This window comes from Pseudomonas sp. LS.1a (assembly GCF_022533585.1).
Lineage (GTDB): Bacteria > Pseudomonadota > Gammaproteobacteria > Pseudomonadales > Pseudomonadaceae > Aquipseudomonas.
The window spans coordinates 3644469-3656394 of the sequence record NZ_CP092827.1; the positions used below are offsets into that span (position 1 = coordinate 3644469).

The window sequence follows — 11926 nt, forward strand, 5'->3', positions numbered from 1 at the left end:
AAACTCGGATACAAAAACGCCCAGGCGAGGTCGCCCGGGCGTTTGACGGGGCGGTAAGTACTTCAGCTTTGGCGGCTGCTCACCGCCCGCGACTGGCACATGGACTTAGATCTTGCCGACCAGGTCCAGCGATGGCGCCAGGGTGGCTTCGCCTTCTTTCCACTTGGCCGGGCAGACTTCGCCCGGGTGAGCGGCAACGTACTGGGCAGCTTTCACTTTACGCAGCAGTTCGGCAGCATCGCGGCCTACCCCACCGTCGTTCAGTTCGACGATCTTGATCTGGCCTTCCGGGTTGATCACGAAGGTACCGCGATCGGCCAGGCCGGCTTCTTCGATCAGCACGTCGAAGTTGCGCGAAATAACGTGGGTCGGGTCACCGATCAGTGGGTACTGGATCTTGCCGATGGTGTCCGAAGTGTCGTGCCAGGCTTTGTGGGTGAAGTGGGTGTCGGTGGACACGCCGTAGATTTCCACGCCCAGCTTCTGGAACTCGGCGTAGTTGTCGGCGAGGTCACCCAGCTCGGTCGGGCAGACGAAGGTGAAGTCAGCCGGGTAGAAGAACACGACAGACCACTTGCCTTTCAGGTCGGCTTCGCTGACCTGGACGAATTCGCCCTTGTGGTAGGCGGTGGCGTTGAACGGTTTGACCTGGCTGTTGATGATTGGCATGAGAGACGCTCCTTCATGGGGTTGGAATCAGTTGATGGAGAGAATCCTAACCGCTGGTCCCGATAAAGGCTCATTGGCAAAGCTCATGCTTTTGATTGGTTTTGGCTATAACCGAGGTTTATTAATAGAAGGGAATGGGCTGAGCAAAGGATTGCGGGGAGGTTTGTTGTAGAAGCAGCTTTTGTGGGAGCGGCCTTTCGCGACACAAGGCCGCTCCCACAGGATGGAACGCGCTCAGCGCGTCGCTGTGCGCATGGTCACGAACTCTTCGGCCGCGGTCGGGTGCACGCCAATGGTTTCGTCGAATTGCTGCTTCGTCGCACCGGCCTTCAGGGCAACGCCCAGGCCCTGGATGATCTCGCCCGCGTCGGGGCCGACCATGTGGCAGCCCAGCACCTTGTCGGTCTCGGCATCGACCACCAGCTTCATCAGGGTCTTTTCCTGGATGTCGGTCAGGGTCAGTTTCATCGCGCGGAAGCGGCTTTCGAACACCTGCACCTTGTGCCCGGCCTCCAGCGCCTGCTCTTCGGTCAGGCCCACGGTGCCGATGGGCGGCTGGCTGAACACTGCGGTGGGAATGTTCTGGTAGTCCACCGGGCGGTATTGCTCGGGCTTGAACAGGCGCCGGGCCACGGCCATGCCTTCGGCCAGAGCCACCGGGGTAAGCTGCACGCGGCCGATCACGTCACCGATGGCCAGGATGGACGGTGCGGTGGTCTGGTACTGGTCGTCGACGCGGATGAAGCCGCGCGCGTCCAGTTCCACGCCGGTGTTTTCCAGGCCCAGGTTGTCGAGCATCGGGCGGCGGCCGGTGGCGTAAAACACACAATCGGTGACCAACTCGCGACCATCCTTGAGGGTGGCCTTGAGGCTACCGTCCTCGAGCTTGTCGATGCGCTGGATGTCGGCGTTGAACTGCAGGTCGAGGCCGCGCTTTTCCAGTTCTTCCTTCAGGTGCGTACGCACCGAACCATCGAAGCCACGCAGGAACAGGTCGCCACGGTACAGCAAGGTGGTGTCGGCCCCCAGGCCCTGGAAGATGCCGGCGAACTCGACGGCGATGTAGCCACCACCGACCACCAGCACCCGGCGTGGCAGGTCCTTGAGGTAGAAGGCTTCGTTGGAGGTAATGGCCAGTTCCTTGCCCGGGATGTCCGGCACCTGCGGCCAGCCACCGGTGGCGATGAGGATGTGCTCGGCGGTGTAGCGCTGGCCTTCCACTTCCACTTCATTGGCACCGGTCAGGCGCGCGTGGCCCTGCAACAGGGTGACCCCGCTGTTGACCAGCAGGTTGCGGTAGATGCCGTTGAGGCGTTCGATTTCCCGGTTCTTGTTGGCGATCAGGGTGCCCCAGTCGAAATGCCCTTCTTCCAGGGTCCAGCCGAAACCAGCAGCCTGCTCCAGCTCGTCGGCAACGTGCGCGCCGTACACCAGCAGTTTTTTCGGCACGCAGCCCACGTTGACGCAGGTACCGCCCAGGTAGCGGCTCTCGGCCACTGCCACCTTTGCGCCGAAGCCGGCGGCAAACCGCGCCGCGCGCACACCACCGGACCCGGCACCAATCACGAACAGATCAAAATCGTAGGCCATGTATTCACTCTCCTAGGCAGGCGCCCAGCATAACGCCGTTGGCCGCCGCAAACAAAAAAGCCACCCCGAAGGGTGGCTTTCAGGCCAGCAGGGCTTATCAGTAAGCCTTGCCAGTCTTGTAGTAGTTCTCGAAGCAGAAGTTGGTCGCGTCGATGTAGCCTTCGGCGCCACCGCAGTCGAAACGCTTGCCTTTGAACTTGTAGGCGATCACGCAGCCGTTCTGCGCCTGTTGCATCAGCGCGTCGGTGATCTGGATCTCGCCACCTTTGCCCGGCTCGGTGTTGGCGATGATGTCGAAGATGTCCGGGGTCAGGATGTAGCGACCGATGATCGCCAGGTTCGACGGGGCGTCTTCCGGCTTTGGCTTCTCGACCATGTTGGTGACGCGGAAAATATCGTCACGGATCATGTCGCCGGCGATCACACCGTACTTGTTGGTTTCCTGCGGATCGACTTCCTGGATGGCGACGATCGAGCAACGGAACTGGTTGTACAGCTTGACCATCTGGGTCAGTACGCCGTCACCTTCCGGGTTCACGCACAGGTCGTCCGCCAGCACCACGGCGAACGGCTCGTCGCCAATCAGCGGGCGGCCAGTCAGGATGGCGTGGCCCAGGCCTTTCATTTCGGTCTGGCGGGTGTAGGAGAACGAGCACTCGTCGAGCAGGCGACGGATACCAACCAGGTATTTTTCCTTGTCGGTGCCCTTGATCTGGTTTTCCAGCTCGTAGCTGATGTCGAAGTGGTCTTCCAGCGCGCGCTTGCCGCGCCCGGTGACGATGGAAATCTCGTTCAGACCGGCATCCAGTGCCTCTTCAACGCCATACTGGATCAGTGGCTTGTTGACCACCGGCAGCATTTCCTTGGGCATGGCTTTGGTAGCAGGCAGGAAGCGAGTGCCGTAACCGGCTGCCGGGAACAAGCATTTTTTGATCATATACGTCCTTACAAAAGGCTAGGCCTGTGGAATTCGGCGCAGTCTAATCAGGCGGCAGTCACCTTACAATGCCCCCACCCGTGCCGACCGATGCCATGATAGAGATAACCCAGTGTAGATAGTTCCGGTGGATCGTAAATATTGCTGTCATCAATGACAGTCGGATGACAGGGAATGAGCTTACCTGTACTGCCTCTTCGCGGGTAAACCCGCTCCCACAAGGATCACCACAGGCTCTGAATGCTGTGCAGTACCTGTGGGAGCGGGTTTACCCGCGAAGAGGCCGGCACAGGCATTACCTCAGCTACCGGTCCCCTGCCCGATCAGCACCCCATCGACCTTCTGCCCATACAGGTTCACCCCGTCATTGGCATGGAACTTCACCCGCGTCTTCTCGATGGAGCCTTCCACCAACCGCGGATCCTGCGGCCGTTCATGGCGATTGATCCAGGCCGCCACATCCCAGGCCTGCTGGTCACTCAGGCTGCCCGGCTTGCCCAGCGGCATGTTGTACTTGATGAACGACGCCGCGGTGTTGATGCGGTGCATGCCGGCGCCCCAGTTGTAGGAATCCTTGCCCCACAGCGGCGGCATCACATACTCGCCCGCCACCTTCTGCCCTTCACCGTTGTCGCCGTGGCAAATCGCACACTGCTCGCGATAAACCTGCTGGCCGCGCTTGAAGTCGTATCCGCCCTTGGGCTGCGGCACCTCCGGGTAACCACGCCCGGCAATCTCCACGCCGGTCGGCGCCTTGGTCGACAGCCAGTACGAATACACCGCCAGCGCCGTCATCTGCGGGCTATCGGCCGCAGGCGGCTTGCCGTTCATGCTGAACTGGAAGCAGCCCTGGATTCGCTCGGCGTAAGTGTTGACCTTGTCGTTTTTCTTGCGGTACGCAGGGTACATCGGGTACGCCCCCCACATCGGCGCGGAATGCGCCAGCCGCCCCTGGTCAAGATGGCAGTTGCTGCAGTTCATGCCGTTGCCCACGGCCTCGGGCATCAGCCTGCGGGTGTCGACGAACAGGGCGTGCCCTTCGCGCACCATCTTGCCAAAGGCATTGTCTGGCAACTCACTTTCCGCAGGCGGCACGAACTGCGGCGCGGCCTGCACGCCAGGCACTTTCAACTGCGACTGGTCTTCCATGGCAATCTGGGCGGCCTGGGCGCTGCCCACGGCCAGCAACAACAGGGCTGGAATCATCGGTTTCATGGTTTGACCTCCTGGCTGGCGGGGCGGGCGAAGAACTCGGCAACGGCCTTGATCTCGTCATCGGTCATGGCCTTGGCCACGCCGACCATCAGCTGGTTGGGGTCATTGCTGCGGGTGCCGTCACGCCAGGCATTGAGCTGCGCCACCAGGTAACTGGCGGGCTGGCCGGCCAAAGGCGGGAAGTGTTCGCCAACCCCGCCACCACCCGGGCCATGGCACTGCACGCAGCCAGGAATCTGCCGGCTCCAGTCGCCGTACAGGGCCATGCGGGTGGTGGGGTCATCGGCAATCTGCTGGCGACGCAGGTCGCCTGCGGGGTCTGCCGGCAGGCTGGCCAGGTAGGTGCTGACCGCCTTGATCTCATCCTCGCTCAGGGCCTTGGCAAGCGGCTCCATCACCGGCTGCTTGCGGCTGCCGCTGCGCCAGTCATGCAATTGCTTGCTGAGGTAAGCCGCCGGTAGCCCGGCCAGGCGCGGGAAGCCGGCAGCGGCAATGCCCTTGCCGTCCGGGCCATGGCAACCCAGGCAAGCCATGGCGGCGGGGTTGGCCCCGCCCTGGGTGAAGACTTTCTGGCCATCGGCGGCATGCGCCGTGGGCCAGGCCAGGATCAGCAGGCTGCCGATCACGGCGCGACTCAACGGTGTCATCACGAATCTCCTTTTCTATTGTTATAAGCTTAGGCTTAAAACATATAAGCAAAAGGAGCGTAATCACTTGCCCTGGATCAACTACCGGAGATGCATTTGGTGGCTGCGGTGCGCACATCGCCCAGGCGCAGCGGGAAGTTGTTCAGCCGCTCGTGCAGCTTGATGCTGCTGCCGCTGCCACGCTTGTCGATGTCCACCAGCGCCGCCGGGCCCACGCCCGAGCTGATCTTTTGCGGCACGATCAGCCGCAGGCCATCGCCGCGCTGCTCTTCCACCAGCGGGTCGCGGGTATCGGCCAGATTCTGCTTGACGCAATCGGCATACGCGCGCGGAGACTTGCCAGAGATTACATCCAGCGTTTCACGCGATTGTTCCAGTTCCGAAACACTCACACAGCCACCCAGCGTCACTGCCAACGCCGCCACCATCCACTTCATTTGCAGCACCTCTGCCTTCAAGAATCCGATTCGACCACGGCCAGGCCGTTTTGCTCCCTGCTTTGGCAGATTTATCTGCGCCTGGCGCAACAGCGCGGCAGTGTAACCCGACATCGTGGTATCGTTTGGCTTTGCAGAACCAATCCTTGCGGAGCATCACATGAAATTCGTACACCAGCGCGAGCACCTGAACGAGGACGACATCGTCGTCATCGAGTGCTCCCAGCGCTGCAATATCCGCCTGATGAACGACGCCAACTTCCGCAGCTTCAAGAACGGCGGTCGTCACACCTACCACGGCGGCCATTTCGACAAGTTCCCGGCAAAGATCACCGTGCCCAGCACCGGGTTCTGGAACATCACCATCGATACCGTGACCACCCGCCCGATCTCGGTCACCCGCAAGCCAACCTTGACCCACAAGATCAAGATCGTCCGTCGTTCGTCGTCGAAACTCAGATAAGGCCACCATGACCCAGACCACCAAATACGTCATCAAGTACAAGCTCGACGGCCAGCGCCGCTGGGATTTTGCGCTGATGCCCGACGCCTCCCTCGAACAAGCCCTGGAAGCCCTGCGCAAGATCCACGGCGAAGATGCCGAGAAGATCAGCGACATCCAGGTCAGCAAAGCCTTGTAAACACCCGCCCCCGCCGCACCGCTCGCCCGCGCAAGGAGAACCGCATGAGCCACTGGCCCGACCGCCGCATCCTCGACCTGCTGGGCATCGAGCTGCCCATTCTGCAGGCCCCCATGGCCGGTGCGACGGGCTCGGGCATGGCCATCGCCGTGGGCCTGGCGGGCGGTTTGGGCGCCCTGCCCTGCGCCATGCTCACGGGCGACCAGGTGCGCGCCGAGATCGCCGCCTTCCGTACCGGCTGCCCGGGCCGCCCGTTGAACCTGAACTTCTTCTGCCACCAGCCGCCAGCGCCCGATGCCGAGCGCGATGCACGCTGGAAGCAGGCGCTCGAGCCCTATTACCGCGAAGTGGGTGCCGACTTCGCGGCCCCCACGCCGGTATCCAACCGCGCGCCTTTCGACGAGCAGAGCTGCCAGCTGGTCGAGCAACTGCGCCCGGAGGTGGTGAGCTTCCACTTCGGCCTGCCGCAGGCTGACCTGCTGCAGCGGGTAAAGGCCAGCGGCGCCAAGGTGCTGTCCAGCGCCACCACCGTCGAGGAAGCCGTGTGGCTGGAGCGCCACGGTTGTGATGCGATCATTGCCATGGGCTATGAAGCGGGTGGCCATCGCGGCATGTTCCTCAGCGACGACATCACCAGCCAGATCGGCACCTTCGCCCTGGTGCCGCAGGTGGCCGATGCGGTCAGCATCCCTGTGATTGCCGCTGGCGGCATTGCTGACCACCGCGGCCTGTTGGCGGCACTAGCCTTGGGGGCTTCGGCCGTGCAGATCGGCACGGCTTACCTGTTCTGCCCCGAGGCCAAGGTCTCGCCGGCGCATCGCCAGGCCCTGGACAGCGCGCCTGCCAGTGACACGGCGCTGACCAACCTGTTCACCGGCCGACCGGCGCGTGGCATCAACAACCGCATCATGCGCGAGCTGGGGCCGATGAGCGACCTGGCGCCGCGCTTCCCGCTGGCCGGTGGGGCGTTGATGCCTTTACGGGCGATTACGGATCCGCAGGGCAATAGCGACTTCAGCAACCTGTGGTCGGGGCAGGCATTGCGGCTGGGCAAGCATATGCCGGCGGGTGCGTTGACCCGGGAGATTGCCGAAAAGGCGCTGGCCGTGCTCGGCCCCCAACCGTCTGCGTAAGCAGGCCTGGCCTCTTCGCGGGTAAACCCGCTCCCACAGGTACTGCGCAACATTCACCTTTTGTGCCGACCCTGTGGGAGCGGGTTTACCCGCGAAAGGGCCCAGCCTGCTTAAGCATTACTGGGCCCCTTCACGGTCCATGACCTATCGCTATATAGTTAAGGATATAACGATAACCCCAAGGAGCTGTGTTCATGCGTATCCGCCCGCCCCACCTGGCTGCCACCGCCCTGGCCGGCCTGCTCGCCTTCAGCACTGCCTGGGCCGATGAGGTCCAGGTCGCGGTCGCAGCCAACTTCACAGCCCCCATCCAGGCCATTGCCAAGGACTTCGAAAAAGACACCGGCCACAAGCTGGTCGCCGCCTACGGCGCCACCGGCCAGTTCTACGCACAGATCAAGAACGGCGCGCCGTTCGAGGTATTCCTCGCTGCCGACGACAGCACCCCGGCCAGGCTCGAGCAGGAAAAGGCCATTGTCCCGGGCTCGCGCTTCACCTATGCCATCGGCACGCTGGCCCTGTGGTCGGCCAAGCCTGGCTATGTCGACGCCAACGGCGAAGTGCTGAAGAAGAACGCATTCAAGCACCTGTCCATCGCCAACCCGAAAACCGCACCTTACGGCCTGGCCGCCACCCAGGTGCTGGACAAGCTGAAGCTGACCGAAGCCACAAGGCCCAAGCTGGTCGAAGGGCAGAACATCAGCCAGGCATTCCAGTTCGTCTCCACCGGCAACGCCGAACTGGGCTTTGTCGCCCTGTCGCAAATCTACAAGGACGGCAAGGTCGAAAGCGGTTCGGCCTGGATCGTTCCCTCGTCCCTGCACGCGCCCATCCGCCAGGACGCGGTAATCCTCGAAAAGGGCAAGGACAACCCTGCTGCCAAGGCCTTGGTCGACTACCTGAAAGGCCCGAAAGCCGCGGCAGTGATCAAATCCTACGGTTATGAAATCTGATGCCACTGGACGCGAGTGACCTGGGTGCCATCTGGCTGACCGTGAAACTGGCCAGCCTGACCACCCTGATCCTGCTGATCGTCGGCACGCCCATCGCCTGGTGGCTGGCGCGCACGCGCTCGTGGCTGCGCGGGCCGGTGGGCGCGGTGGTGGCGTTGCCGCTGGTGCTGCCACCCACGGTGATCGGTTTCTACCTGCTGATCGCCCTCGGCCCGCATGGCTGGCTGGGCCAGGCGACCCAGGCGCTGGGCCTGGGCAGCGCGGTGTTCAGCTTCACCGGCCTGGTGATCGGCTCGGTGATCTACTCCATGCCGTTCGTGGTCCAGCCGCTGCAGAATGCCTTCGGCGCCATTGGCCAGCGCCCGCTGGAAGTGGCCGCCACGCTGCGCGCCAGCCCCTGGGACACCTTCTTCCATGTAGTGCTGCCGCTGGCCCGCCCAGGCTTCATTACCGCCAGCATCCTCGGCTTCGCCCATACCGTGGGCGAGTTCGGCGTGGTGTTGATGATTGGCGGCAACATCCCCGACAAGACACGCGTGGTCTCGGTGCAGATCTTCGACCATGTCGAGGCCATGGCCTATTCGCAAGCACACTGGCTGGCCGGCGCCATGCTGCTGTTCTCGTTCCTGGTGCTGCTCCTGCTGTACGCTGGACGCCGCAGCAAAGCTGGCTGGAGCTGAAATGAGCGCATCGATTGTGGCGCGCCTGAAACTGGCGCGCGACGAATTCACCCTGGACGTCGACCTGCACCTGCCCGGGCGCGGCATCAGCGCGCTGTTCGGCCACTCGGGCTCTGGCAAGACCAGCTGCCTGCGGTGCCTGGCCGGGCTGGAACGGGCCACCAGCGCCTACATCGAAGTCAACGGCGAAATCTGGGAGGACAGCGCCCGCGGCTACTTCCAGGCACCGCACCTGCGCCCGGTGGGCTACGTGTTCCAGGAGGCCAGCCTGTTCCCGCACCTGTCGGTACGTGGCAACCTGGAATTCGGCTGGCGCCGGGTGGCCGCTGCCGAGCGCAAGGTCAGCCTCGACCAGGCCTGCCAGCTGCTGGGTATCGGCCACTTGCTGGCACGCCGGCCGGCAACCTTGTCCGGTGGCGAGGCGCAGCGGGTAGGCATTGCCCGCGCCCTGCTCAGCAGCCCGCGACTGTTGCTGATGGACGAGCCGCTGGCGGCCCTCGACGGGCCGCGCAAGCGCGAGATCCTGCCCTACCTGGAACGCCTGCACAACGAACTGGAAATCCCGCTGGTGTATGTCAGCCATGCCCAGGACGAAGTGGCGCGGCTGGCCGACCACCTGGTGTTGCTGGAACAGGGCCAGGCGGTGGCCAGCGGCCCGATCGGCGAAACCCTGGCCCGCCTCGACCTGCCACTGGCCCAAGGCGAGGATGCCGGTGTGGTGTTCGAGGGCCTGGTGGTGGGTCACGACCCGCACTACGACCTGCTCGACCTGCGCCTGCCGGGCAAGGATGGGCCGCTGCTGCGCATCGCTCACCCGGCCCAGGTGGTGGGCAGCTCCCTGCGGGTCAAGGTGCAGGCCCGTGACGTCAGCCTGGCCCTGGCAGCCGACAGCACTTCGAGCATCCTCAACCGTTTGCCGGTGCGCGTGCGCGAAAGCCGCCCGGCCGGCAACCCGGCCCATGTGCTGGTCAGCCTGGATGCCGGGGGCAATGCCTTGCTCGCGCGCATTACCCGCTTCTCGGCAGACCAGCTCGGCCTGCACCCGGGCCAGATACTGTTTGCCCAGATCAAGTCGGTGGCCTTGCTGGGCTGAGCATCGGCCGCGTGGCTGGTGTCCATTGATCAGTAACCTGATCGAGGTCTGCCAGCCATGCTCGACTGTCCCCTGCCGCGCACCCTGCACTACGTGGATGACAACCAGCCGGGCCTGACCCGGCGGCGCTGGCGTGGCCGTTTCATCTACCTGGATGCAAACGGCCAGCGGGTGCGCGACAGCGATACCCTCGCCCGGATCGCTGCACTGGTGATCCCCCCGGCCTATACCGATGTGTGGATCTGCGCTGACCCGCAGGGCCACCTGCAAGCGACGGGTCGCGATGCCCGTGGCCGCAAGCAATACCGCTACCATGCGCAGTGGCGCGAAGTCCGCGACCAGCACAAGTACGGGCGCATGCTGGCGTTTGCCCAAGCCCTGCCAAAGCTGCGCGCACAGTTGCAAGCGCACCTTGCCCGGCCAGGCCTGGACCGGGAAAAGGTGATGGCGCTGGTGGTCAGCCTGCTGGACCATACCTTGATCCGCATCGGCAACCAGCGCTATCTGCGTGACAACCAGTCCTATGGCCTGACCACCCTGCGCAACCGCCACGTCGAAGTGAAGGGAAGCAGCATCCACTTCCAGTTCCGCGGCAAGCGCGGCGTCGAGCACAACGTCAGCCTCAACGATCGGCGCCTGGCCAACCTGCTCAAGCGCTGCATGGAACTGCCCGGGCAGGCGCTGTTCCAGTACCTGGACGAAGACGGCCAGCGCCACAGCGTCGGCTCCAGCGAGGTCAACCAGTTTCTGCGGCAGCTGACCGGCGCCGACTTCACCGCCAAGGACTACCGCACCTGGGCCGGTAGCAGGCTGGCGCTGGAGCTGCTCAGGCCCTTGGCCTGGGAGCCCGAGAGCGAAGCCAAACGCCAGGTCACCGCCATCGTTCGCCAGGTGGCCACACGCCTGGGTAATACGCCAGCGGTGTGCAGGCGCTGCTACATCCACCCGGCTGTGCTTGAACACTTTGCCTTGGGGCGCCTGGCCAACTTGCCGAAAAGACGTGTACGCAAAGGCCTGGACCAAGAGGAAGTGGCCTTGCTGTTATTTCTTCAGGCACTTGAGGAACAGGATGACCATTAACTCGGTCTATTCAGCCGATGATGCGAAGAAATTTCCCATTGGGCGCCAAGCCCCCTATTCTTGCCATCGAGCACCTTGGCCGACAAACCGCTGGCGGTTTGCTTCGGCACCTGCAACTGAAGACACGCAACAGAATTTGTCTGTCGGGGAATTACTATCTGCCGAAAGCGTCTTTAATGAGAAGGAAGAGGGACAAGCTCCCGCCGCCGTGGCAACTAGCCCGACGGACTTTTACATCACCAAGGAGAAATACATGCTGATACTCACCCGCAAGGTTGGCGAAAGCATCGTCATCAACGATGACATCAAAGTCACCATTCTGGGCGTCAAAGGGATGCAAGTGAGGATCGGTATCGATGCACCGAAAGACGTCCAGGTCCATCGCGAAGAGATCTTCAAGCGTATCCAGGCCGGCAGCCCGGCACCGGAAAAGCAAGACGACTCGCACTGAGCGACCTGCCTCAAGCCGCACGGACGCGCTTGATCGCCCCGCGCCTCAGGTGCCCAGCAGTTCGCGCACCTTGGCGATCATACAGTCCATGTCGAACGGTTTGTCGAACACCGCGGCGAACAGTTCCGGGCATCCCTGGTTGGCCTGCGCGCCGCTCATGAGGATGACCGGCAACTCGCTCAAGGCCGAGTCTTGACGCATCGAGCGCACCAGCTCCTCACCGTTGAGCAGCGGCATCATGTAGTCGGTGATGACCAGCTGAACGCGCTTTTCCTTCAACGCCTCCAGCGCCTTGAAGCCGTTACTCGCCTTTTCCACCAGGAAACCTTCGTCCTCCAGGGCAAAACCGAGGATGTCGGCAATCAGGTACTCGTCATCGACGATCAGGATGGTGTTCATC

At 63.1% G+C, this 11926-nt stretch carries 15 protein-coding genes; 8 read left to right on the top strand and 7 right to left on the bottom strand.

What is annotated here, in order from left to right:
- Nucleotides 1-105: 105 nt before the first annotated feature.
- The 6 genes from ahpC to MKK04_RS16915 form a co-directional block, all read right to left on the bottom strand.
- The gene (ahpC, locus tag MKK04_RS16890; RefSeq protein ID WP_004375926.1) at nt 106-669 is read right to left on the bottom strand and encodes an alkyl hydroperoxide reductase subunit C; all 564 of its coding nucleotides are present in this window, start codon (nt 667-669) and stop codon (nt 106-108) included.
- 234 nt (nt 670-903) lie between these two features.
- Nucleotides 904-2259: a glutathione-disulfide reductase gene (gene gorA, locus MKK04_RS16895; RefSeq protein ID WP_207831270.1), complete on the bottom strand. Its 1356-nt coding sequence runs from the start codon at nt 2257-2259 to the stop codon at nt 904-906.
- A gap of 97 nt (nt 2260-2356) precedes the next feature.
- Nucleotides 2357-3196 carry a UTP--glucose-1-phosphate uridylyltransferase GalU gene (galU, locus tag MKK04_RS16900; RefSeq protein ID WP_013973181.1) on the bottom strand — a complete coding sequence of 280 codons (840 nt, stop codon included), beginning with the start codon at nt 3194-3196 and terminating at the stop codon, nt 2357-2359.
- 300 nt (nt 3197-3496) lie between these two features.
- Nucleotides 3497-4411, bottom strand: a complete 915-nt coding sequence (locus tag MKK04_RS16905; protein WP_233686862.1) for a c-type cytochrome — start codon at nt 4409-4411, stop codon at nt 3497-3499.
- Nucleotides 4408-5058, bottom strand: coding sequence for a c-type cytochrome (locus MKK04_RS16910; RefSeq protein WP_207831266.1), 651 nt, complete (start codon nt 5056-5058; stop codon nt 4408-4410). Before MKK04_RS16910 ends, MKK04_RS16905 begins: the two co-directional genes overlap by 4 nt.
- A 77-nt stretch (nt 5059-5135) precedes the next feature.
- Nucleotides 5136-5495: a hypothetical protein gene (locus MKK04_RS16915; RefSeq protein WP_207831264.1), complete on the bottom strand. Its 360-nt coding sequence runs from the start codon at nt 5493-5495 to the stop codon at nt 5136-5138.
- Between the two features lie 160 nt (nt 5496-5655).
- On the opposite strand from MKK04_RS16915, the gene MKK04_RS16920 reads away from it, so the two are divergent.
- From MKK04_RS16920 to csrA, 8 genes are all read left to right on the top strand, one after another.
- Entirely contained in the window at nt 5656-5958 is a 303-nt protein-coding gene (locus tag MKK04_RS16920) for a DUF1883 domain-containing protein (protein WP_004375922.1), read from the top strand.
- A gap of 7 nt (nt 5959-5965) precedes the next feature.
- A complete protein-coding gene (locus MKK04_RS16925) occupies nt 5966-6136 on the top strand; it encodes a hypothetical protein (protein WP_013973186.1) in 171 nt (56 codons plus the stop codon).
- A 44-nt stretch (nt 6137-6180) separates the two neighbouring features.
- Nucleotides 6181-7269: an NAD(P)H-dependent flavin oxidoreductase gene (locus tag MKK04_RS16930; protein ID WP_241105767.1), complete on the top strand. Its 1089-nt coding sequence runs from the start codon at nt 6181-6183 to the stop codon at nt 7267-7269.
- A gap of 194 nt (nt 7270-7463) precedes the next feature.
- Nucleotides 7464-8222, top strand: coding sequence for a molybdate ABC transporter substrate-binding protein (gene modA / locus MKK04_RS16935; RefSeq protein ID WP_207831260.1), 759 nt, complete (start codon nt 7464-7466; stop codon nt 8220-8222).
- Nucleotides 8222-8902 (top strand): molybdate ABC transporter permease subunit, encoded by a 681-nt coding sequence (gene modB / locus MKK04_RS16940; protein WP_207831257.1) that lies wholly within the window; start codon nt 8222-8224, stop codon nt 8900-8902. Before modA ends, modB begins: the two co-directional genes overlap by 1 nt.
- 1 nt (nt 8903) lies before the next feature.
- Nucleotides 8904-9995 carry a molybdenum ABC transporter ATP-binding protein gene (gene modC, locus MKK04_RS16945; RefSeq protein WP_241105768.1) on the top strand — a complete coding sequence of 364 codons (1092 nt, stop codon included), beginning with the start codon at nt 8904-8906 and terminating at the stop codon, nt 9993-9995.
- Between the two features lie 57 nt (nt 9996-10052).
- Entirely contained in the window at nt 10053-11075 is a 1023-nt protein-coding gene (locus MKK04_RS16950; RefSeq protein ID WP_207831254.1) for a DNA topoisomerase IB, read from the top strand.
- 253 nt (nt 11076-11328) lie between these two features.
- Nucleotides 11329-11526: a carbon storage regulator CsrA gene (gene csrA, locus MKK04_RS16955; protein ID WP_207831303.1), complete on the top strand. Its 198-nt coding sequence runs from the start codon at nt 11329-11331 to the stop codon at nt 11524-11526.
- 45 nt (nt 11527-11571) lie between these two features.
- On the opposite strand, the gene MKK04_RS16960 is transcribed toward csrA, so the two are convergent.
- On the bottom strand, nt 11572-11925 hold the full coding sequence (locus MKK04_RS16960) for a response regulator (RefSeq protein WP_207831253.1): 354 nt from the start codon (nt 11923-11925) through the stop codon (nt 11572-11574).
- Nucleotide 11926: the final 1 nt, after the last annotated feature.

What these genes read in the sequence shown, in the direction of transcription:
- MKK04_RS16915 (WP_207831264.1), bottom strand. Translation starts at nt 5,495, where the DNA reads ATGAAGTGGATGGTGGCGGCGTTGGCAGTGACGCTGGGTGGCTGTGTG.
- gorA (WP_207831270.1), bottom strand. Translation starts at nt 2,259, where the DNA reads ATGGCCTACGATTTTGATCTGTTCGTGATTGGTGCCGGGTCCGGTGGT.
- ahpC (WP_004375926.1), bottom strand. Translation starts at nt 669, where the DNA reads ATGCCAATCATCAACAGCCAGGTCAAACCGTTCAACGCCACCGCCTAC.
- MKK04_RS16910 (WP_207831266.1), bottom strand. Translation starts at nt 5,058, where the DNA reads ATGACACCGTTGAGTCGCGCCGTGATCGGCAGCCTGCTGATCCTGGCC.
- MKK04_RS16925 (WP_013973186.1), top strand. Translation starts at nt 5,966, where the DNA reads ATGACCCAGACCACCAAATACGTCATCAAGTACAAGCTCGACGGCCAG.
- MKK04_RS16960 (WP_207831253.1), bottom strand. Translation starts at nt 11,925, where the DNA reads ATGAACACCATCCTGATCGTCGATGACGAGTACCTGATTGCCGACATC.
- modA (WP_207831260.1), top strand. Translation starts at nt 7,464, where the DNA reads ATGCGTATCCGCCCGCCCCACCTGGCTGCCACCGCCCTGGCCGGCCTG.
- MKK04_RS16930 (WP_241105767.1), top strand. Translation starts at nt 6,181, where the DNA reads ATGAGCCACTGGCCCGACCGCCGCATCCTCGACCTGCTGGGCATCGAG.
- galU (WP_013973181.1), bottom strand. Translation starts at nt 3,196, where the DNA reads ATGATCAAAAAATGCTTGTTCCCGGCAGCCGGTTACGGCACTCGCTTC.
- modB (WP_207831257.1), top strand. Translation starts at nt 8,222, where the DNA reads ATGCCACTGGACGCGAGTGACCTGGGTGCCATCTGGCTGACCGTGAAA.
- modC (WP_241105768.1), top strand. Translation starts at nt 8,904, where the DNA reads ATGAGCGCATCGATTGTGGCGCGCCTGAAACTGGCGCGCGACGAATTC.
- MKK04_RS16920 (WP_004375922.1), top strand. Translation starts at nt 5,656, where the DNA reads ATGAAATTCGTACACCAGCGCGAGCACCTGAACGAGGACGACATCGTC.
- MKK04_RS16950 (WP_207831254.1), top strand. Translation starts at nt 10,053, where the DNA reads ATGCTCGACTGTCCCCTGCCGCGCACCCTGCACTACGTGGATGACAAC.
- csrA (WP_207831303.1), top strand. Translation starts at nt 11,329, where the DNA reads ATGCTGATACTCACCCGCAAGGTTGGCGAAAGCATCGTCATCAACGAT.
- MKK04_RS16905 (WP_233686862.1), bottom strand. Translation starts at nt 4,411, where the DNA reads ATGAAACCGATGATTCCAGCCCTGTTGTTGCTGGCCGTGGGCAGCGCC.